Source organism: Salmonella sp. 32070601201500089SM, from assembly GCF_017573605.1.
Taxonomy (GTDB): Bacteria; Pseudomonadota; Gammaproteobacteria; order Enterobacterales; family Enterobacteriaceae; genus Salmonella; species Salmonella enterica.
This window is the reverse complement of sequence record NZ_JAGETK010000021.1, coordinates 21,109-42,270: the sequence shown is the minus strand read 5'-3', so window position 1 is coordinate 42,270 and position 21,162 is coordinate 21,109. Positions and strand designations below refer to the sequence as shown.

Annotated in this window: 16 protein-coding genes and 1 pseudogene; 13 read left to right on the top strand and 4 right to left on the bottom strand. The window is 55.5% G+C overall.

Annotated elements, in window-relative coordinates; translation table 11 throughout:
• Window positions 1-29 precede the first annotated feature (29 nt).
• Window positions 30-1,025 (top strand): 6-phosphogluconolactonase, encoded by a 996-nt coding sequence (gene pgl, locus J4728_RS22535; RefSeq protein ID WP_000815475.1) that lies wholly within the window; start codon window positions 30-32, stop codon window positions 1,023-1,025.
• Between the two features lie 143 nt (window positions 1,026-1,168).
• Here pgl and J4728_RS22530 read toward each other — a convergent pair whose 3' ends face one another.
• Window positions 1,169-2,452 (bottom strand): putative acyl-CoA thioester hydrolase, encoded by a 1,284-nt coding sequence (locus J4728_RS22530; protein ID WP_001094776.1) that lies wholly within the window; start codon window positions 2,450-2,452, stop codon window positions 1,169-1,171.
• Window positions 2,453-2,689: 237 nt separating this feature from the next.
• Between J4728_RS22530 and hutI the strand changes: the two genes are divergently transcribed.
• The 5 genes from hutI to hutH all read left to right on the top strand — a co-directional run bounded on the left by hutI (window position 2,690) and on the right by hutH (window position 9,025).
• Complete coding sequence (gene hutI, locus J4728_RS22525; protein ID WP_001249470.1) at window positions 2,690-3,913, top strand: imidazolonepropionase; 1,224 nt, start codon at window positions 2,690-2,692, stop codon at window positions 3,911-3,913.
• Window positions 3,910-4,851: a formimidoylglutamase gene (gene hutG, locus J4728_RS22520; RefSeq protein ID WP_000195682.1), complete on the top strand. Its 942-nt coding sequence runs from the start codon at window positions 3,910-3,912 to the stop codon at window positions 4,849-4,851. Before hutI ends, hutG begins: the two co-directional genes overlap by 4 nt.
• Before the next feature lie 44 nt (window positions 4,852-4,895).
• Complete coding sequence (locus J4728_RS22515) at window positions 4,896-5,621, top strand: histidine utilization repressor (protein ID WP_000287413.1); 726 nt, start codon at window positions 4,896-4,898, stop codon at window positions 5,619-5,621.
• Between the two features lie 196 nt (window positions 5,622-5,817).
• A complete protein-coding gene (gene hutU / locus J4728_RS22510; RefSeq protein WP_061424170.1) occupies window positions 5,818-7,503 on the top strand; it encodes a urocanate hydratase in 1,686 nt (561 codons plus the stop codon).
• A 1-nt stretch (window position 7,504) separates the two neighbouring features.
• Window positions 7,505-9,025, top strand: coding sequence for a histidine ammonia-lyase (gene hutH, locus J4728_RS22505; RefSeq protein ID WP_208212447.1), 1,521 nt, complete (start codon window positions 7,505-7,507; stop codon window positions 9,023-9,025).
• Between the two features lie 84 nt (window positions 9,026-9,109).
• On the opposite strand, the gene J4728_RS22500 is transcribed toward hutH, so the two are convergent.
• Window positions 9,110-9,586 carry a kinase inhibitor gene (locus J4728_RS22500; RefSeq protein ID WP_000767403.1) on the bottom strand — a complete coding sequence of 159 codons (477 nt, stop codon included), beginning with the start codon at window positions 9,584-9,586 and terminating at the stop codon, window positions 9,110-9,112.
• Window positions 9,587-9,643: 57 nt separating this feature from the next.
• Window positions 9,644-10,933 (bottom strand): adenosylmethionine--8-amino-7-oxononanoate transaminase, encoded by a 1,290-nt coding sequence (gene bioA, locus J4728_RS22495; RefSeq protein WP_023198004.1) that lies wholly within the window; start codon window positions 10,931-10,933, stop codon window positions 9,644-9,646.
• 86 nt (window positions 10,934-11,019) lie between these two features.
• Here bioA and bioB point away from each other — a divergent pair, with 86 nt between their 5' ends.
• The 7 genes and pseudogenes from bioB to slrP all read left to right on the top strand — a co-directional run bounded on the left by bioB (window position 11,020) and on the right by slrP (window position 20,059).
• A complete protein-coding gene (bioB, locus tag J4728_RS22490) occupies window positions 11,020-12,060 on the top strand; it encodes a biotin synthase BioB (RefSeq protein ID WP_000090729.1) in 1,041 nt (346 codons plus the stop codon).
• Window positions 12,057-13,214, top strand: a complete 1,158-nt coding sequence (gene bioF, locus J4728_RS22485; RefSeq protein WP_000118944.1) for an 8-amino-7-oxononanoate synthase — start codon at window positions 12,057-12,059, stop codon at window positions 13,212-13,214. Before bioB ends, bioF begins: the two co-directional genes overlap by 4 nt.
• Window positions 13,198-13,953: a malonyl-ACP O-methyltransferase BioC gene (gene bioC, locus J4728_RS22480; RefSeq protein ID WP_000079911.1), complete on the top strand. Its 756-nt coding sequence runs from the start codon at window positions 13,198-13,200 to the stop codon at window positions 13,951-13,953. The genes bioF and bioC overlap by 17 nt, the downstream gene beginning before the upstream one ends.
• Window positions 13,946-14,632 carry a dethiobiotin synthase gene (gene bioD, locus J4728_RS22475; RefSeq protein ID WP_208212445.1) on the top strand — a complete coding sequence of 229 codons (687 nt, stop codon included), beginning with the start codon at window positions 13,946-13,948 and terminating at the stop codon, window positions 14,630-14,632. Before bioC ends, bioD begins: the two co-directional genes overlap by 8 nt.
• Window positions 14,633-15,282: 650 nt before the next feature.
• Window positions 15,283-17,304: an excinuclease ABC subunit UvrB gene (uvrB, locus tag J4728_RS22470; RefSeq protein WP_000042502.1), complete on the top strand. Its 2,022-nt coding sequence runs from the start codon at window positions 15,283-15,285 to the stop codon at window positions 17,302-17,304.
• A 308-nt stretch (window positions 17,305-17,612) separates the two neighbouring features.
• Window positions 17,613-17,786, top strand: a complete 174-nt coding sequence (locus tag J4728_RS22465) for a hypothetical protein (RefSeq protein WP_001539544.1) — start codon at window positions 17,613-17,615, stop codon at window positions 17,784-17,786.
• Window positions 17,787-17,793: 7 nt separating this feature from the next.
• Window positions 17,794-20,059 (top strand): annotated as a pseudogene (slrP, locus tag J4728_RS22460) (SPI-1 type III secretion system effector E3 ubiquitin transferase SlrP).
• Window positions 20,060-20,153: 94 nt separating this feature from the next.
• Here slrP and yvcK read toward each other — a convergent pair.
• A complete protein-coding gene (gene yvcK / locus J4728_RS22455) occupies window positions 20,154-21,062 on the bottom strand; it encodes a uridine diphosphate-N-acetylglucosamine-binding protein YvcK (protein WP_001246031.1) in 909 nt (302 codons plus the stop codon).
• Window positions 21,063-21,162 lie beyond the last annotated feature (100 nt).

The window sequence follows — 21,162 nt, the reverse complement described above, 5'->3', positions numbered from 1 at the left end:
AGCTACATGCCATATGCAAAGGAGTATTCATGAAACAAACAGTCTATACCGCCAGCCCTGAGAGTCAGCAAATTCACGTCTGGAGCCTGAACCACGAAGGGACGCTGACGCTGGTGCAGGTCGTGGATGTGCCCGGTCAGGTTCAGCCGATGGTGGTCAGTCCGGATAAACGCTACCTCTATGTCGGCGTGCGCCCGGAGTTTCGTGTCCTGGCGTATCGTATTGCGCCGGATGATGGCGTGCTGACGTTTGCCGCCGAATCCGCCCTGCCGGGTAGCCCGACCCATATTTCTACCGATCATCATGGTCGTTTTGTCTTTGTCGGATCGTATAACGCCGGTAATGTCAGCGTGACGCGCTTACAGGATGGCCTGCCGGTTGAGTTGGTGGATGTGGTGGAGGGGCTGGACGGCTGCCACTCGGCAAATATTACGCCTGATAACCGTACTCTGTGGGTGCCTGCGCTAAAACAGGATCGCATTTGTCTGTTTACGCTAAGCGATGACGGCCATCTGGTGGCCCAGGAGCCGGCGGAAGTAAATACAGTTGAAGGGGCAGGCCCGCGTCATATGGTCTTCCACCCGAATCGACAATATGCGTATTGCGTCAATGAACTGAACAGTTCGGTGGATGTCTGGCAGCTTAAAAATCCGCATGGCGAGATAGAGTGCGTACAAACGCTGGATATGATGCCCGCCGATTTTTCCGATACCCGCTGGGCGGCGGATATTCATATTACGCCGGATGGACGGCATCTGTATGCCTGTGACCGCACCGCCAGTCTGATTACCGTCTTTAGTGTCTCCGAAGACGGCAGCGTACTGAGCGTTGAAGGCTTCCAGCCGACGGAAGTCCAACCGCGCGGCTTTAATATCGACAATAGCGGAAAATACCTGATTGCTGCGGGTCAAAAATCACATCATATCGCGGTCTATGAAATTACGGGCACTCAGGGGTTGCTGACGGAAAAAGGCCGTTATGCCGTCGGCCAGGGGCCAATGTGGGTTGTAGTGAACGCGTACTAAAGCGTTGTGTGCCGGAGGGCGGCGGGCTGGAGCTCATCAAGGCAGGATGCCTGATTAATTTCGATAAACATCGCTTGCAGTAAAACCACGGGCCGCCACATCTGCTGCGGCGGCCCGTTTATAAGCCTGAACCGGAACGGCGATTACTGCTTAGGTTCCGCCACCACTTTACTGCCAACACCGCGGTTGTTGTATTCCCACATGCGGTTGTAGTTCGTGTCGTTCAGATTACGCTGCACCTCGTCTTTGTCATCCACGGTTCCCGTATTTCCGGCAAACGGACGTTTCGAGATGACCGCGTCGGCCCACGGTTTGGCAACGTTGAAGCCCTCGTTAATCACGCTGTCGCGGATCACTACCTGACCGTTGGTGTTGGCGTCGACATCCAGCGAGCGGCCAAGCTGCGCAACGCCATCGCCGGAGGCGTTAAAGCGGCTGTTGATCGCCAAAAAGCCATAGTAAATATTGGACAGCGTCGCCGGGGCGAAAACGTAGGCTTCCTGCTGTGTGCGGGAGTTGACGACCTGGAAGTTGGTGTTATCGAACACCACGGCGCCGCGTCCGGAAACCATATCCACATCGCCTTCAATGTAGCTGTTCGTCACCAGCGTACGCGGCTGGCGATCGGTTTGCAGACGGTTCTGCACGCCGCTGTTGGTCACAAAGAAGGTGTTCTGGCGGCCAAGGATATTGACCTTGTTAATCTGGACTTTGTCGCCATCGGTACGCAGCGCCACCGCCGGATGGTTTCCGGCATCGACGCTGTCGCCCAGCGTGTTCTCGATGGTCAGATTTTGTAGCTGCAGACCGTTATTCTGCGACCAGAACGCGGCAGAACACATCACACCGATCGTCGCGGCGTGTTTGCTTTGGCAGTTATCGAACATATACCAGGCGGGTTTACCAGGCATATATTTCCCGCCGGGATTCACCGCGCGGCGCCAGTCAGCGACACTCATTTCACCATCAATCGCCATCCCAATTTTCACATCGATCGGTTTTTCACCGGTCCCGTACAGGGTCAGACTTCCCGGCGCGGCGGGAACATACACGGTCCCCTGATAGTCGCCCGGCATAATAGCAATGTACTGGCGTTTGTTCGTGCGTTTAACCATTGCCGCATCGACCGCGGCCTGAATCGAGGTGTGCGTAACGCCTGGCGTACCTGCCGGCCCCACCACAAAGTCAGGCTGTGCGGGCAGGGTAATCGGCGACGGCGACCACGGGGCGGTATTCGGCGTCAGGGAGGCAAAATAGCGCGCCGCAACGAAGTTTTTCGCTTCATTTGCCGACAGAATTGGGCGCGAGGCGGTGCCAGGCGCGGTTTGATCGGAAGGGATCTGATCGGGTGGCGTAGAGCTACAGGCGCTCAGCGTCACGCCAAAAGCCAGTGCCAGCGCCAGACGGGAAACCGATAATGTATTCACAGGTTGCTCCGGGCTTGAAAAAGTTAAATGACATCCATTGAAGCCTGCTTTTTTATACTAAGTTGAACGAAACGGGAAGGCGAAAAGGTAAAAAGTTCCTTTTCAGGCCGGAAACACCTGTAGCATCAGATAGTTTTATCACAATTAAGCAACAACTTTCGCGCTTTGAGTTGACAATCCGGAGCAGAAAGAAAATAAATGTCTATACAACCCATGACAGGCAAGAGAGCGACAGGAATGCGGCAACTTTTACCGGGCGATACTGTCTGGCGAAACATCAGGCTGGCGACAATGGACCCGCAGCAGCAAGCCCTGTACGGGCTGGTGGATAATCAGGCGCTGATTGTGCGCGAAGGGCATATTTGCGATATCGTGCCAGAGACGCAGCTTCCTGTCAGCGGGGACAATATCCATGATATGCAGGGACGACTGGTAACCCCGGGACTTATCGATTGCCACACGCATCTGGTGTTTGCCGGTAACCGCGCCGCAGAGTGGGAACAGCGGCTTAACGGCGCGTCATACCAGCATATTAGCGCTCAGGGCGGCGGCATTAACGCGACGGTATCAGCAACCCGCGCCTGTGCGGAGGAGACGCTCTACCTGCTGGCGCGCGAACGCATGATGCGCCTTGCCAGCGAAGGCGTTACGCTGCTGGAGATTAAATCCGGCTATGGTCTGGAGCTGGCGACAGAAGAAAAGCTGTTGCGCGTCGCTGCAAAACTTGCCGCCGAAAACGCTATCGACATTAGCCCCACGCTATTGGCCGCTCATGCTACGCCAGCGGAGTATCGTGACGACCCGGACGGCTACATCACTCTGGTCTGCGAGACGATGATTCCGCAGCTCTGGCAAAAAGGGTTATTTGATGCGGTAGACCTCTTTTGCGAGAGCGTCGGCTTTAATGTGGCGCAGAGTGAGCGCGTATTGCAGACGGCGAAGGCGTTAGGTATTCCCGTTAAAGGCCATGTTGAGCAGCTTTCGCTGTTGGGCGGCGCGCAGTTGGTGAGCCGTTATCAGGGCTTATCGGCGGATCATATCGAATATCTTGATGAAGCGGGCGTCGCGGCGATGCGTGACGGCGGTACTGTCGGCGTATTATTGCCCGGCGCGTTTTATTTTCTGCGCGAGACGCAGCGCCCGCCGGTAGAACTGCTGCGCCGCTATCAGGTGCCTGTCGCCGTCGCCAGCGATTTCAATCCCGGCACCAGCCCGTTTTGCAGTTTGCATCTGGCGATGAATATGGCCTGCGTACAGTTTGGTCTGACGCCGGAAGAGGCATGGGCGGGCGTTACGCGCCATGCCGCTCGCGCGCTGGGAAGACAGGCGACGCATGGGCAGATCAGGGCCGGCTACCGGGCGGATTTTGTGGTGTGGGATGCTGAACAGCCGGTAGAGATAGTGTATGAGCCGGGGCGTAACCCTTTATATCAGCGGGTATACAGAGGACAAATCTCATGACGCAATGGTATCCGGCTTCTCCGGCGCTCTGGCAGGGGCGCGATGACAGTATAGAAGCGCCGGATGCGCGGCGTCTGTTTCAGACCGTCACGCGCAGCGAGACCTTTTCCCCCGAAAACTGGCAGCAAAAGATCGCGTTAATGGGATTTGCCTGCGACGAGGGGGTAAAACGCAATGCAGGGCGTCCCGGCGCGGCAGGCGCCCCGGACGCGTTGCGTAAAGCGCTGGCGAATATGGCCAGCCACCAGGGACATGAACGGCTGGTGGATTTAGGCAATTGGGTTGCGCCGACGCCCGATCTGGAAGGCGCGCAGCAGGCCTTGCGCGATGCGGTAAGCCGCTGTCTGCGGGCCGGGATGCGCACGCTGGTACTGGGCGGCGGGCATGAAACCGCGTTTGGACACGGCGCGGGGGTGCTGGACGCGTTTGCGCAGGAAAGCGTAGGGATCATTAATCTTGATGCGCATCTGGATCTCCGTCAGACCGACCGGGCAACATCCGGGACGCCGTTTCGTCAACTGGCGCAGCTATGCGACGCGCAGAGCCGCGCGTTTCATTATGCCTGTTTCGGCGTGAGCCGTGCGGCGAATACGCAGGCGTTGTGGCGGGAAGCGCAGTGGCGGAATGTTACCGTGGTGGAGGATCTGGACTGCCATGACGCGCTGGCGCAGATGGCGCAGTTTATCGACAAGGTGGATAAAATTTATCTGACTATCGATCTCGACGTATTGCCTGTCTGGGAAATGCCGGCCGTCTCCGCTCCCGCAGCGCTGGGCGTGCCGCTGATACAGGTTCTGCGTTTAATTGAGCCGGTTTGCCGCAGCGGAAAATTACAGGCGGCGGATCTGGTTGAGTTTAATCCACGCTTTGATGAAGATGGCGCAGCGGCGCGCGTGGCGGCGCGGCTTGGCTGGCAAATCGCGCACTGGTGGCGTTAATCTGTCATCCGGAAAACATTATCCGCATAAGGAAGGCTTCACGCATGTATTCATCCCGCTCCCGTTCTGCGCCTGCGCCTTTTTACGAAACGGTGAAACAGGACATCTGTAAAAAAATAGCCGGCGGCGTCTGGCAGCCGCACGATCGCATTCCGTCGGAAGCTGAACTGGTCGCTCAGTATGGCTTTAGCCGAATGACCATCAACCGGGCGCTGCGTGAGCTGACGGATGAAGGGTGGCTGGTACGTTTACAGGGCGTGGGGACGTTTGTCGCCGAACCGAAAGGCCAGTCCGCGCTGTTTGAAGTCCGCAGTATCGCCGAGGAGATTGCCGCCCGCCGTCATCAGCACCGTTGTGAGGTGCTCACGCTGGAGCGTGTGCGGGCAAACGCCATCCAGGCCAGCGCTCTCAACGTCAATGAGAGCGATGTCATTTTCCATTCCATCATGGTGCATTATGAAAACGATCTGCCGGTACAAATTGAAGATCGCTGCGTGAATGCGGATATTGCCGTGGATTACCTGACGCAGGATTACCGTCAGACCACGCCGCACGCTTATTTGTCGCGGATCGCGCCGCTAACGGAAGGGGAACATATTGTGGAGGCGGTGCGCGCCACGGCGCAAGAGTGCGCGTGGTTAACTATCAAAGAGCATGAGCCTTGTCTGCTCATTCGTCGTACAACCTGGTCCGCGTCGCGGATTGTTTCTCACGCCCGTTTACTTTTCCCCGGGTCGCGCTACCGGCTACAGGGACGATTTATCTCCTGAGCGGGCCGCTGCCGGAAAACGTGATTGCTGACACAATATAACAAAATTGTATCATTTTTGTTAATTCTATTCTTGTGCTTACTTGTATAGACAAGTATATGTCTGATTCTTATCTGTGGGTCTGCGGCGGTGCCTGATAGTGGCGTTTTAGCGTTATTTGGCGATGGCAGACCGATAATAATGAGGAGTCATTGCTATGCCTGAAAGCAAGTATCGTCAGCAGACTATCCGCGCGCCCCGAGGCACGGTATTAACGGCGAAAAGCTGGCTGACAGAAGCCCCGCTGCGGATGTTAATGAATAATCTCGATCCTGACGTGGCGGAAAATCCGCATGAGCTGGTGGTCTACGGCGGGATTGGTCGCGCCGCGCGCAACTGGGAATGCTATGACGCTATTGTTGATGCGCTCACCCGGCTGGAGGCGGACGAAACGTTGCTTATTCAGTCTGGCAAACCGGTCGGCGTATTTAAAACGCACGACAACGCGCCGCGGGTATTAATCGCCAACTCCAACCTGGTTCCCCACTGGGCGACATGGGAACACTTTAACGAACTGGATGCGAAAGGGCTGGCGATGTACGGTCAGATGACGGCTGGAAGCTGGATCTATATCGGCAGCCAGGGAATCGTGCAGGGAACATACGAAACCTTTGTCGAGGCGGGGCGTCAGCACTATAACGGCACGCTGGCGGGACGCTGGGTGCTGACCGCCGGACTGGGCGGCATGGGCGGCGCGCAACCGCTAGCCGCGACGCTGGCCGGAGCGTGTTCGCTGACGATTGAATGCCAGCAAAGCCGTATCGATTTTCGTCTGCGTACTCGCTACGTGGATGAGCAGGCCGCCACGCTGGATGACGCGCTGGCCCGCATTACGCGCTACACCCGCGAGGGGAAAGCCGTGTCCGTCGCCCTGTGCGCGAACGCGGCGGATATCCTGCCGGAACTGGTTAATCGCGGCGTGCGCCCGGACCTGGTGACCGATCAGACCAGCGCCCACGATCCGCTACATGGCTATTTACCCTCCGGCTGGCGCTGGGAGGAGTATCAGAAAAACGCGCAATCCGATCCCCACGGGACGATGCAGGCAGCGAAACGTTCCATGGCGGCACATGTTCGGGCGATGCTGGCGTTCAGTCAAATGGGCGTGCCGACCTTTGACTATGGCAACAATATTCGCCAGATGGCGAAAGAGATGGGGGTGGAAAACGCCTTTGATTTTCCGGGATTTGTGCCAGCCTATATTCGTCCGCTGTTCTGTCGTGGCATCGGGCCGTTTCGCTGGGTGGCGCTGTCCGGCGATCCGCAGGATATCTATAAAACCGATGCCAAAGTCAAAGAGATAGTGGCGGAGGATAAACATCTGCATCACTGGCTGGATATGGCGCGCGAGCGCATTCATTTTCAGGGGCTACCGGCGCGTATCTGCTGGGTAGGCCTGGAGTGGCGGCAAAAACTGGGGCTGGCGTTCAACGAAATGGTGCGTTGCGGCGAGGTATCCGCGCCCATTGTGATTGGCCGCGATCACCTGGATTCCGGTTCTGTCGCCAGCCCTAACCGTGAAACCGAAGCGATGAGCGACGGTTCCGACGCGGTTTCCGACTGGCCGCTGTTAAATGCGTTGCTGAATACCGCCAGCGGGGCGACATGGGTATCGCTCCATCATGGCGGCGGGGTGGGGATGGGTTTTTCGCAACACGCCGGTATGGTGATTGTCTGTGATGGCACTGACGAGGCCGCCGCGCGTATTCGCCGCGTGTTACACAACGATCCGGCGACGGGCGTCATGCGCCATGCCGATGCCGGATATGATCTCGCGGTGGAATGCGCTGTTGAGCAAGGTCTGAATTTACCGATGGTTGCGGCGACGCAGGGGAAAGGCTGATATGAACACCATGACACTCACTCCGGGGCAGTTAAGTCTCTCTCAACTGTACGATATCTGGCGTCATCCGGTACAGCTTCGGCTGGACGCCAGCGCCATTGACGGCATTAACGCCAGCGTCGCGTGCGTCAATGATATCGTTGCCGAAGGGCGTACCGCCTACGGCATCAACACCGGTTTCGGCCTGCTGGCGCAGACGCGCATCGCTGATGAAGACTTGCAAAATCTACAGCGATCGTTGGTGCTGTCTCACGCCGCGGGCGTAGGCGACCCACTGGATGACGCGATGGTGCGTCTGATCATGGTATTGAAAATCAATAGTCTGGCGCGCGGGTTTTCCGGGATTCGGTTGAGCCTGATAGAAGCGCTCATCGCTCTGGTGAATGCCGGCGTGTATCCGCTGATTCCGGCAAAAGGCTCGGTTGGCGCGTCGGGCGACTTAGCGCCGCTGGCGCATCTGTCGCTGACGCTGCTTGGCGAAGGAAAAGCGCGCTGGCAGGGCGAATGGCTTCCGGCGCAGACGGCGCTAAAAAAGGCCGGACTGGAGCCTGTCGCGCTGGCGGCCAAAGAGGGGCTGGCGCTGCTTAATGGCACCCAGGCATCAACGGCCTTCGCGCTGCGCGGTTTGTTTGAGGCACAGGAGTTATTTGCCTCCGCCGTTGTCTGCGGCGCGCTGACTACCGAAGCCGTACTGGGATCGCGCCGTCCTTTTGATGCGCGCATTCATGCCGCGCGCGGACAACAGGGGCAAATTGACGCCGCGCGGTTGTTCCGGCATCTGTTGACCGATACCAGTGCTATTGCTGAATCACATCACCACTGTCATAAAGTTCAGGACCCGTATTCCCTTCGCTGCCAGCCGCAGGTAATGGGCGCTTGTCTGACCCAGTTACGTCAGACGAAAGAGGTACTGCTGGCTGAGGCCAACGCGGTGTCCGATAATCCGCTGGTCTTTGCCGATGCGGGGGAGGTGATCTCCGGCGGTAACTTCCATGCTGAACCGGTTGCCATGGCGGCGGATAATCTGGCGCTGGCGATAGCGGAAATCGGCGCGCTATCGGAGCGGCGCATCGCGCTGATGATGGATAAACATATGTCGCAGTTACCGCCGTTCCTGGTGAAAAATGGCGGCGTTAATTCCGGTTTTATGATTGCCCAGGTCACCGCCGCGGCGCTCGCCAGCGAGAATAAAGCGCTGGCGCACCCGCACAGCGTGGATAGCCTGCCGACCTCGGCGAATCAGGAAGATCATGTCTCAATGGCCCCGGCGGCAGGGCGGCGACTCTGGGAAATGGCGGCGAATACCCGCGGCATCATTGCCGTGGAGTGGCTGGCGGCCTGTCAGGGGATAGATTTACGGGAAAGGTTAACCTCCAGCCCGTTACTGGAGCAGGCGCGGCAGACACTGCGCGAGCGGGTGGCGCACTATACGCAGGATCGTTTTTTCGCACCCGATATTGAGTGTGCGACGGCGCTGCTGGCGCAAGGCGCGTTACAGCGTCTGGTGCCGGACTTTATGTGAATGCTGCCGGATGGCGCGGCGCTTATTCGGCTTACCCAACCCGTTGGTAGGGTAAGACGTTTACGCCGCCATCCGGCACAGCGTTTAACTGAACATCGCCGTGATCGAGGCGCTGGCGAGCGAATGGAAATGCACGTTAAAGCCGACCATCGCGCCGCTGGCGTCTTCATCAACGTCAAGACGCTCGACGTCCAGCGCGTGAACCGTAAAGATATAGCGGTGCGTTTCCCCTTTAGGCGGCGCCGCGCCGCCGTAGCCCGCTTTACCGAAATCGGTACGCGTCTGAATGACGCCGTCTGGTACGGCCACCAGGCCTGAGCCGAACCCCTGGGTCAGTACGCGCGTATCCGCCGGGAGGTTCACCACCACCCAGTGCCACCAGCCGGAGCCGGTCGGCGCGTCGGGATCGTAACAGGTCACGACAAAACTTTTGGTGCCCATCGGCACGTCGTCCCAGGCCAGATGCGGCGAAATATTATCGCCATCATAGCCCATACCGTTAAAAACGTGGCGATGAGGAAGTTTATCTCCATCGCGCAAATCGTTGCTGATAAGTTTCATGCGCTCTCCTTTTGACTCACCAGAAGTGTAGCCAGAAGCAGCATCGCTTACCGCTGATTAATGGCTAAAAAATGTTTCATTGTGTACCGCGTCATTGACCGCCTGGGTCAAACGGCGCAGTTGATCCGGACGAATAATGTAGGGCGGCATCAGGTAGATTAGCTTGCCGAACGGCCTGATCCAGACGCCTTGCCCGACGAAGAAGCGTTGAAGCGCCGCCATATTGACCGTGTGCGTGGTTTCAACCACCCCAATCGCGCCCAACACCCGCACATCCGCCACCCAGGGCGAACTTTGCGCGGGGGCTAACTCAGCGCGTAACTGAGACTCGATAGACGCCACCTGCTGACGCCATTCGCCGCTTTCCAGCAGCGTCAGGTTGGCGCAGGCGACGGCGCAGGCCAGCGGATTCCCCATAAACGTCGGGCCATGCATAAAACATCCCGCCTCGCCGTTGCTAATAGTCTCTGCAACCTGGCGTGTCGTGAGCGTTGCCGAGAGGGTCATGGTGCCGCCGGTTAACGCTTTGCCGAGACACAGAATATCCGGTGCGATCCCGGCATGCTCGCAGGCGAACAGTTTGCCGGTACGGCCAAACCCGGTGGCTATTTCATCGGCAATCAGCAGAATGCCTTCGCGATCGCACATGTTACGAATACGCCTGAGCCATTGTGGATGATATATGCGCATCCCGCCCGCGCCCTGAACGATAGGTTCCAGAATCACGGCGGCTATTTCATGACGATGCGCGGCCATCAGGCGGGCAAATGGCGCGATGTCGCTTTCATCCCATTCGCCATCCATCCGGCTTTGCGGCGCCGGCGCGAACAGATTTTCCGGCAGATAGCCTTTCCACAAGCTGTGCATGGAGTTATCCGGATCGCACACCGACATCGCGCCGAACGTGTCGCCATGATAACCGTGGCGAAACGTCAGAAAACGCTGACGCGATTCGCCGCGCGCCTGCCAGTATTGCAGCGCCATCTTCATGGCCACTTCTACCGACACCGAACCAGAGTCGGCCAGAAAGACACACTCCAGCGGCTCAGGCGTTATCGCGACCAGCTTACGGCACAGATTCACCGCAGGTTGATGGGTTATGCCGCCGAACATGACATGCGACATGGCGTCAATTTGCGCTTTCATCGCCGCGTTCAATTGCGGGTGGTTATAACCATGAATGGCCGCCCACCAGGAGGACATCCCCTCAATCAGGCGTTCGCCCGAGGCGAGAACCAGCTCGCAGCCTTCGGCCCGCTCAACGGGATATACCGGCAGCGGCGAGGTCATGGAAGTGTAAGGATGCCAAATATGGCGTTTATCGAAGGCCAGATCGTCCGTTGTCATAATCGACTTGTAAACCAAATTAAAAAGATTTAGGTTTACGAGTCTACACCATATCAAAAACAAACAACATATTTTGGAGAAGCCCGATGGCTCGCCACCCACGCTGGACACTGTCGCAAGTAACCGAATTATTTGAAAAACCACTGCTGGAATTGCTGTTTGAAGCGCAGCAAATTCATCGCCAGCATTTCGATCCGCAGCAGGTACAGGTTAGTACGCTGCTGTCGATCAAAACCGGTGCCTGCCCGGAGGATTGTAAATACTGCCCGCAGAGCTCGCGCTATAAAACCGGGCTGGAAGCCGAGCGCTTAATGGAAGTGGAGCAGGTACTGGACTCCGCCCGTAAAGCGAAAAACGCCGGTTCGACCCGCTTCTGTATGGGGGCGGCCTGGAGGAATCCGCATGAACGCGATATGCCTTATCTGGAGAAGATTGTACAGGGCGTCAAAGCGATGGGGCTGGAAACCTGTATGACGCTCGGCATGTTGAACGAGAGCCAGGCGCAGCGTCTGGCTAATGCCGGGCTGGATTACTACAACCACAACCTCGATACCTCGCCGGAGTTTTACGGCAATATCATCACTACCCGTACCTATCAGGAGCGCCTCGACACGCTGGAAAAAGTCCGTGAAGCAGGGATTAAAGTGTGCTCCGGCGGCATTGTGGGTCTGGGCGAAACGGTTACCGATCGCGCCGGACTGTTGTTGCAGTTGGCGAACCTGCCTACGCCGCCGGAAAGCGTGCCAATCAACATGCTGGTGAAGGTAAAAGGCACGCCGCTTGCGGATAACGATGACGTGGATGCGTTTGATTTTATTCGTACTATCGCCGTAGCGCGCATCATGATGCCGACCTCATACGTGCGTCTTTCCGCAGGACGTGAACAGATGAACGAGCAGACTCAGGCGATGTGCTTTATGGCCGGGGCGAACTCGATTTTCTATGGCTGCAAATTGTTAACTACGCCAAATCCGGCAGAGGACAAGGATCTGCAGTTATTCCGTAAGCTGGGGCTGAATCCGCAGCAGACCAGGGTGCTGGCGGGCGATAACGAGCAGCAGCAACGTCTGGAGCAGACGCTGATGACGCCTGACACCGATGATTATTACAACGCGGCAGCCTTATGAGTTGGCAACAACGCGTCGACGATGCGCTGACGGCGCGTCGGGCGACGGATACGTTGCGCCGCCGCTATGTGGTATCGCAGGGTGCCGGACGCTGGCTGGTAGCGAACGGGCGACAGTATCTTAACTTCTCCAGCAATGATTACCTCGGCTTAAGTCAACATCCGCAGATTATTCGCGCCTGGCAACAGGCAGCGACGCGTTTTGGCGTCGGCAGCGGCGGGTCGGGTCATATCAGCGGTTATTCCGTGGCGCACCAGGCGTTAGAGGAGGAACTGGCGCAATGGTTAGGATATCCACGCGCGCTGCTGTTTATCTCTGGCTTTGCGGCGAATCAGGCGGTCATTACCGCCTTAATGAAAAAAAATGACCGGATTGTGGCCGACAGGTTGAGTCATGCTTCCCTGCTGGAAGCCGCTAATCTGAGTCCGGCGCAGCTTCGCCGCTTTATCCATAACGATACGCAGCATCTGTCGCGTTTACTGCAATCGCCCAGCGTGGGTCAGCAACTGGTGGTGACAGAAGGTGTATACAGCATGGACGGCGACAGCGCGCCGCTGGCGGAAATCCAGCACATTGCCCGCAGGCATCATGCCTGGCTGTTGGTTGATGATGCGCACGGCATCGGCGTGACTGGCGATGAGGGGCGGGGCACCTGCTGGCTGCGGGGGGTGAAGCCTGAGTTGCTGGTGGTGACTTTCGGTAAGGGGTTTGGCGTCAGCGGCGCAGCGGTGCTCTGCTCGGAAAGCGTCGCGGATTATCTGCTGCAATTTGCCCGTCATCTGGTTTACAGCACCAGTATGCCGCCCGCCCAGGCGCAGGCGTTAAGCGCCTCGCTGGCGGTGATCCGTAGCGATGAAGGTGGTGAACGGCGCGAAAAACTCGCCGCTCTGGTTCAGCGCTTTCGGGCCGGCGTTAACGCGTCCCGGTTTACGCTACTGAATGCCCATAGCGCCATCCAGCCGTTAATCGTGGGCGATAACAGCCGTGCATTGCGCCTGGCGGAGGCGCTGCGTCAACAAGGATGCTGGGCGACGGCGATTCGCCCGCCGACGGTGCCTGTCGGCACGGCGCGCCTGCGCTTAACGTTAACGCAGGCGCATGAAGCGTGCGATATCGACCGTCTGCTGGAGGTGCTGCATGGCGCAGGTGAATAAGCAGGCTATTGCGGCGGCGTTTGGCCGGGCCGCATCGCAATATGAACAGCACGCCTCTTTACAGCAACACAGCGCGGATGCGCTGCTGACGCTGTTGACAGGCCGCCAGTTTGCCAGTGTGTTGGACGCAGGCTGCGGCCCCGGACGTATGAGTCGTTACTGGCGAGAGCGGGGGAGCGAAGTGACCGCCCTGGATCTTTCGCTGCCGATGCTGCAACAGGCTCGCGATCGTCAGGCGGCGCATCACTATTTGCTGGCGGATATCGAAGCGATTCCCCATGACGCCGAAGTTTTTGACCTGGCCTGGAGCAACCTGGCGGTCCAGTGGTGCGGCGATTTACGCGATGCGTTGAGCGAGTTGTATCGGGTTGTACGGCCCGGCGGCGTGGTGGCGTTTACCACCTTGTGCCAGGGGTCGTTGCCGGAGCTGCGTCAGGCATGGCAGGCCGTCGATAATCGCGCTCACGCGAATAGCTTTTTGCCGGAAGAGGCCATTGACCACGCGCTGCGCGGCTGGCGGGCGTCTCGTCATACTCAGGCGATGACATTGTGGTTTGAGGATGCCCTGAGCGCGATGCGCTCGCTTAAAGGCATTGGTGCCACCCATCTTCATGAAGGGCGGGAGTCGGATGTATTAACCCGCGCCCGGCTTAGACAGATTCAGTTGGCATGGCCGCAGCGGCAGGGGAAATATCCGCTGACGTACCATCTTTTTATGGGAGTGATTGAACGTGACTAAACGCTATTTTGTGACCGGTACTGATACTGAAGTCGGTAAAACGGTTGCCAGTTGCGCCTTATTGCAGGCCGCAACGCAGTTAGGTTATCAAACCGTAGGCTATAAGCCCGTCGCTTCCGGCAGCGAAATGACAACCAACGGGCTACGCAATAGCGATGCCCTGGCCTTGCAGCGTAACAGCAGCCTGCCGCAACCTTATTCCGCTATCAATCCTTATACTTTTGCCGAGCCTACCTCTCCCCACATCGTTAGCGCCGACGAAGGCCGGGCGATAGACGCGGCGGTATTATCACGCGGATTACGAACGCTGGAGGCGCAGGCAGACTGGGTATTGACAGAAGGGGCGGGCGGCTGGTTTACACCGCTCTCTGCCACGCTGACGTTTGCCGACTGGGTACAGACGGAGCAGCTGCCGGTGATTCTGGTTGTTGGCGTCAAGCTGGGCTGTATTAATCACGCCATGCTGACGGCGCTGGCGGTAGAACAGGCCGGATTACCACTTGTCGGATGGATAGCCAACGACATACAGCCGCCGGGCGCGCGTCATGGTGAATATCTCGCGACGCTTCGCCGCGTCATACCGGCCCCGCTGTTAGGGGAAATCCCGTGGCTGGGCGTTTCTCCATCGCAGGCGGCGACAGGACAGTATCTGGACCTTAGCCCCCTGGAACGCGCCTGACCGCGCCTAAAAACCGCCTTCTTGCAGGATCAGACGATCCTGCTGTTCTTTCGCCAGACCCTCCTGACGTCGCCAGGCTAAAAATGTGCAAAATGTGAGCGTCTACGCCTCAATTTTTCCCTTCTCGTTAGCCAATAATCTGCCAAAAATAGCGATAATTTTTTTTTATCGCCCGGCGAAAACGTCAGGGGCTGATTTTGCCAGGCGGCAGGGGATACGGGCTGGAAGCAGTTATCCACTATTCCTGTGGATAACCTTGTGTATTAGAGTTAGAAAACACAACGTAAGCGAGAGGCGACGCGGCCTGCGACTAAATTGGCGCGAAAGACGGCTTGAGGAAATATCCCTTTTCAGACAGCAAGTTATATAAAATCAATGGTTGTAAAGGAAGGGGGATACGTTGACATAAAACTTTCATCATCCGACTTGACAAATGTTAAAAAAGACTCTGGTCTGGGGATAACCAGCACACTGCTGGAATTTTACCCCGCGACTGTCTATGTTTTACCTCTAAATAGCGTGGGGTATCTGCCGATAGCCATTATACACTGGAGTGTTACTGTTTTTTCATCCAGTATTTTTTATTGGCAATATTCACCGTCGAGAGTAAAATTACACCCCTGCCCGCTCACTCCTTCAGGTAGCCGCTCATGAGTAAACCGTTCAAACTGAATTCCGCTTTTAAACCTTCTGGCGATCAGCCGGACGCTATACGTCGTCTGGAAGAGGGGCTGGAGGACGGGCTGGCGCATCAGACGTTATTGGGTGTGACCGGCTCCGGGAAGACATTCACCATTGCCAACGTCATTGCGGACTTGCAGCGGCCAACGATGGTGCTTGCGCCCAATAAAACCCTGGCGGCGCAGCTCTACGGTGAAATGAAAGAGTTTTTCCCGGAAAACGCGGTGGAGTATTTCGTCTCCTACTATGACTACTATCAGCCGGAAGCGTATGTGCCAAGTTCGGATACGTTTATCGAAAAAGACGCTTCGGTAAACGAACATATTGAGCAAATGCGGTTGTCGGCAACGAAAGCGTTGCTTGAGCGACGCGATGTCGTGGTGGTGGCTTCCGTGTCCGCGATTTACGGTCTGGGCGATCCGGATCTCTACCTGAAAATGATGCTGCATCTGACGGTGGGAATGCTGATTGACCAGCGCGCGATTTTGCGTCGGCTGGCGGAATTGCAATACACCCGTAACGATCAAGCTTTTCAGCGTGGTACCTTTCGCGTGCGCGGCGAAGTGATCGACATCTTCCCGGCTGAATCTGACGACATCGCGCTACGCGTTGAGCTGTTTGATGAAGAAGTGGAACGCCTGTCGCTGTTCGACCCGTTAACCGGGCAGGTAGAGTCAACGGTGCCACGTTATACTATCTATCCCAAAACGCACTACGTGACGCCGCGCGAGCGTATTCTGCAGGCGATGGAAGAGATAAAAGATGAGCTGGCGGACAGGCGTAAGGTCTTGCTGGCGAATAATAAGCTGCTCGAAGAGCAGCGATTAAGCCAGCGCACGCAGTTCGATTTAGAGATGATGAACGAGCTGGGCTACTGCTCAGGCATTGAAAACTATTCCCGCTTTCTGTCGGGCCGCGGGCCGGGCGAACCGCCGCCAACCTTGTTCGATTATCTGCCCGCCGACGGACTGCTGGTGGTGGATGAGTCTCATGTCACCATCCCGCAGATAGGTGGCATGTACCGCGGCGACCGGGCGCGCAAAGAGACGCTGGTCGAGTATGGCTTCCGTCTGCCTTCGGCGCTGGATAACCGTCCGCTGAAGTTTGAGGAGTTTGAAGCCTTAGCGCCGCAAACTATCTATGTTTCCGCCACGCCCGGCAACTATGAGCTGGAAAAATCTGGTGATGAGGTGGTGGATCAGGTCGTGCGACCGACCGGGCTGCTGGACCCGATTATTGAAGTGCGTCCGGTGGCGACCCAGGTGGACGATCTGCTGTCCGAAATTCGTCAGCGTGCGGCCATTAATGAGCGTGTCCTTGTCACTACGCTTACCAAACGGATGGCGGAAGATTTGACCGAATATCTGGAAGAGCACGGCGAGCGCGTGCGTTACCTGCACTCAGATATTGATACCGTGGAGCGCATGGAAATCATCCGCGATTTGCGTCTGGGCGAGTTTGACGTTCTGGTGGGGATTAACCTGCTGCGCGAAGGGCTGGATATGCCGGAAGTCTCGCTGGTGGCGATTCTGGACGCCGATAAAGAGGGCTTCCTGCGCTCCGAGCGCTCCCTGATTCAGACCATAGGGCGCGCGGCGCGTAACGTTAACGGTAAAGCGATTCTGTATGGCGATAAAATCACGCCGTCGATGGCGAAGGCGATTGGCGAAACCGAGCGACGTCGCGAGAAGCAGCAGAAGTACAACGAAGAGCACGGTATCACTCCGCAGGGGCTGAACAAAAAAGTGGTCGACATCCTGGCGCTGGGGCAGAACATTGCGAAAACCAAAGCGAAGGGGAAAGGCAAGGGCCGTTCTACGGCAAAAGCCGGAATTGTCGAACTGGATATGACGCCGAAAGCGTTGCAGCAGAAAATTCATGAACTGGAAGGGCAAATGATGCAGCACGCGCAAAATCTGGAGTTTGAAGAAGCCGCGCAAATTCGCGACCAGTTGCACCAGTTACGCGAGTTGTTTATCGCGGCGTCCTGACAATGTGTCGATCTCCAGCGAGTCATCGTTACCATGGCTCGCTTTTGAGAATTTCAGTGCAATAGTAAGGGCTAAGTCAGTCAGGAATGAAAAACAGTGACAGGCTTTGACTAACGGGATTGTCGAAAAACTCAAAACATCAATGGGGTAGCTAGTTTAATCACAACTGAAGAAAATTAGCGTTGAGGCTGAACCCAACGCTAATTTTCCCTCTCTCCTCGGCTATGAAAAAAAACGCCCCGTATTATCGGTATAGCTATCCTCATGATCGTCATTTTAATCTTATATGAGTTCGTTGAAAGCGTGTCATGGCAACAGATTACATCATTCTACTTAAAAAAGAGGTGATGGAAGCGCGAGCATTTATAAGTCAAGCGCTGCAAATACTGAATGATTTGTCCGAAATAATGACGACTATGGCCTCTTGTTTAAAGTTGAGAATATCCTTATCTGTTACTTTAGGTTACGTTCAGATCAGGTAGGGAAAATATGTTTAATATTACTAATATACAATCTACGGCAAGGCATCAAAGTATTAGCAATGAGGCATCAACAGAGGTGCCTTTAAAAGAAGAGATATGGAATAAAATAAGTGCCTTTTTCTCTTCAGAACATCAGGTTGAAGCACAAAGCTGCATCGCTTATCTTTGTCATCCACCTGAAACCGCCTCGCCAGAAGAGATCAAAAGCAAGTTTGAATGTTTAAGGATGTTAGCTTTCCCGGCGTATGCGGATAATATTCAGTATAGTAGAGGAGGGGCAGACCAATACTGTATTTTGAGCGAAAATAGTCAGGAAATTCTGTCTATAGTTTTTAATACAGAGGGCTATACCGTTGAGGGAGGGGGGAAGTCAGTCACCTATACCCGTGTGACAGAAAGCGAGCAGGCGAGTAGCGCTTCCGGCATCCAAAGATGCTGTGAATTATGAGTTAATCTGGTCTGAGTGGGTAAAAGCGGCGCCAGCGGAAGAGGCAGCAAATCGTGAAGAAGCCGTACAACGGATGCGTGACTGCCTGAAAAATAATAAGACGGAACTCCGTCTGAAAATATTAGGACTTACCACTATACCCGCCTGTATTCCTGAGCAGATAACTACTCTGATACTCGATAACAATGAACTGAAAAGTTTGCCGGAAAATTTACAGGGAAATATAAAGACCCTGTATGCCAGCAGTAATCAGCTAACCAGTATTCCTGCCACGTTACCGGATACCATACAGAAAATGGAGCTGAGCATTAACCGTATTACTGAATTGCCGGAACGTTTGCCTTCAGCGCTTCAATCGCTGGATCTTTTCCATAATAAAATTAGTTGCTTACCTGAAAATCTACCTGAGGAACTTCGGTACCTGAGCGTTTATGATAACCGCATAAGGACACTGCCAGAACATCTTCCGTCAGGGATTACCCATTTGAATGTGCAGAGTAATTCGTTAACCGCTCTGCCTGAAACATTGCCGCCGGGCCTGAAGAATCTGGAGGCCGGCGAAAATGCCTTAACCAGTCTGCCCGCATCGTTACCACCAGAATTACAGTTCCTGGATGTAAGTAAAAATCAGATTACTGTTCTGCCTGAAACACTACCTCCCACGATAACAACGCTGGACGTTTCCCGTAACGCATTGAGTAATCTACCGGAAAACCTCCCGGCGGCATTACAAATAATGCAGGCCTCTCGCAATCACCTGGTCCGTCTCCCGGAGTCGTTACCCCATTTTCGTGGTGAAGGACCTCAACCTACAAGAATAATCGTAGAATATAATCCTTTTTCAGAACGAACAATACAGAATATGCAGCGGCTAATGTCCTCTGTAGATTATCAGGGACCCCGGGTATTGTTTGCCATGGGCGACTTTTCAATTGTTCGGGTAACTCGACCACTGCATCAAGCTGTCCAGGGGTGGCTAACCAATCTCGAGGAGGAAGACGTCAACCAATGGCGGGCGTTTGAGACGGAAGTAAACGCGGCAGCCTTCAGCATGTTTCTGGATCGTCTTAGCGATACGCAGAACACCCGACACCCGGATTTTAAGGAACAAGTCTCCGCCTGGCTAATGCGCCTGGCTGAAGATAGCGCACTAAGAGAAACCGCATTTATTATAGCGATGGGTGCAACGATAAGCTGTGAAGATCGGGTCACACTGGCATACCACCAAATGCAGGAAGCGACGTTGGTTCATGATGCTGAAAGAGGCGCCTTTGATAGCCACTTAGCGGAACTGATTATGGCGGGGCGTGAAATCTTTCGGCTGGAGCAAATAGAATCGCTCGCCAGAGAAAAGGTAAAACGGCTGTTTTTTATTGACGAAGTCGAAGTATTTCTGGGTTTTCAGAATCAGTTACGAGAGTCGCTGTCGCTGACAACAATGACCCAGGATATGCGATTTTATAACGTTTCGGGTATCACTGAGTCTGACCTGGACGAGGCGGAAATAAGGATAAAAATTGCTGAAAATAGGGATTTTCACAAATGGTTTGCGCTGTGGGGGCCGTGGCATAAAGTGCTGGAGCGTATAGCGCCAGAAGAGTGGCGTGAAATGATGGCCAAAAGGGCTGAGTGTATTGAAACGGATGAGTATCAGAGCCGGGTCAATGCTGAACTGGAAGCGTTAGGAATAGCAGGTGATCCTGACGCAGAGCGCATGGCTGGAATGCGGATAATGGAAGAGATCAATCAGACCCTCTTTACTGAGATCATGGAGAATATATTGCTGAAAAAAGAGGTGAGCTCGCTCATGAGCGCCTACTGGTGATAGCTGAACGCAGTTTATCAGAAGAGGGAGAGAGCCTGTTTACCCTTCGGTGTAAACAGGCTTCTGATAAGCGCAGCGTCGTCGGTAAACGGGCTTAACCCAACGCCTGTAGCGCTTTTTCCAGCGCATTGTGTAGTAACTGACGATCGTGGCGATAGGGGATATCGCTGGCCTCCAGCACTTCCTGAATCACCAGCCGATCGTTCACCGCACTGACGTCAACTTGCGGTCCAACCACCACCGCGTCAATGACTTTTTTGCCAATATATTGCTCCATCATCGCCAGCTTATCGACCAGCGTTAAACTGGCGGCGGGCAGACTCAGTTCGCGACCCAGATTGCCGATATACACCATTGGCGCTGGGGTGCGCCGCAGCGCCTGCGCCAGTTCATCCAGCAGCAGGCAAGGCATCAGGCTAGTATAAAAACTGCCAGGGCCAATCAGAATCAGATCCGCGTCATTAATGGCCTGTACCGCTTCCCGCGTCGCCGGAACGTTTGGCGTTAACATGATCTCCTGCGGCGGCGTCGCTAACTGATCGATATTCACCTCGCCATAAATCTCATGCCCCTGATCGTCAATCGCCATCAGATCTACCGGTAGCTCCGACATCGGGATCAGCTGCGCGTCCACTTTAAGCAGATTACGAATTAAATTAATCGCTTCCAGAGGCCGCACGCTCAGGTGATCTAACGCCTTTAACATCAAATTTCCGAGGTTATGACCAGAAAGTTCGCCATTACCGCCAAAACGGTACTCAAACATAGCGGATGCGACGCTGGGTTCGGTAATTAACTGATTCAGACAGTTGCGCATATCGCCCCAGGCGATCCCGCCTTCCGAGCGGCGAATACGGCCAGTTGACCCCCCGTTATCTGTGGTAGTCACAATGCCGGTCAGGCGTGAACCTAATGAAGAAAGCGAGGAGAGGACGCGTCCTAATCCATGCCCTCCGCCGAGGGCAACGACACGATCAAGGTCAGCCAGCGTACGATTGCGCATAAAAATTCCTGAAGTCAAATAAGCAGCGCTACAGTAGCGCAAGTCGCGGGTTTTCAGCAATTAGCCGACCGGCTAAAAGACAATTAATTATTCCCGACTA

Bases quoted from the DNA above. Each gene is read 5' to 3' on its own strand.
- J4728_RS22465 (WP_001539544.1), top strand. From the start codon at position 17,613: ATGGCAACAGATTACATCATTCTACTTAAAAAAGAGGTGATGGAAGCG.
- yvcK (WP_001246031.1), bottom strand. From the start codon at position 21,062: ATGCGCAATCGTACGCTGGCTGACCTTGATCGTGTCGTTGCCCTCGGC.
- hutH (WP_208212447.1), top strand. From the start codon at position 7,505: ATGAACACCATGACACTCACTCCGGGGCAGTTAAGTCTCTCTCAACTG.
- uvrB (WP_000042502.1), top strand. From the start codon at position 15,283: ATGAGTAAACCGTTCAAACTGAATTCCGCTTTTAAACCTTCTGGCGAT.
- hutG (WP_000195682.1), top strand. From the start codon at position 3,910: ATGACGCAATGGTATCCGGCTTCTCCGGCGCTCTGGCAGGGGCGCGAT.
- hutI (WP_001249470.1), top strand. From the start codon at position 2,690: ATGCGGCAACTTTTACCGGGCGATACTGTCTGGCGAAACATCAGGCTG.
- bioA (WP_023198004.1), bottom strand. From the start codon at position 10,933: ATGACAACGGACGATCTGGCCTTCGATAAACGCCATATTTGGCATCCT.
- hutU (WP_061424170.1), top strand. From the start codon at position 5,818: ATGCCTGAAAGCAAGTATCGTCAGCAGACTATCCGCGCGCCCCGAGGC.
- bioF (WP_000118944.1), top strand. From the start codon at position 12,057: ATGAGTTGGCAACAACGCGTCGACGATGCGCTGACGGCGCGTCGGGCG.
- bioC (WP_000079911.1), top strand. From the start codon at position 13,198: ATGGCGCAGGTGAATAAGCAGGCTATTGCGGCGGCGTTTGGCCGGGCC.
- bioB (WP_000090729.1), top strand. From the start codon at position 11,020: ATGGCTCGCCACCCACGCTGGACACTGTCGCAAGTAACCGAATTATTT.
- J4728_RS22500 (WP_000767403.1), bottom strand. From the start codon at position 9,586: ATGAAACTTATCAGCAACGATTTGCGCGATGGAGATAAACTTCCTCAT.
- J4728_RS22515 (WP_000287413.1), top strand. From the start codon at position 4,896: ATGTATTCATCCCGCTCCCGTTCTGCGCCTGCGCCTTTTTACGAAACG.
- pgl (WP_000815475.1), top strand. From the start codon at position 30: ATGAAACAAACAGTCTATACCGCCAGCCCTGAGAGTCAGCAAATTCAC.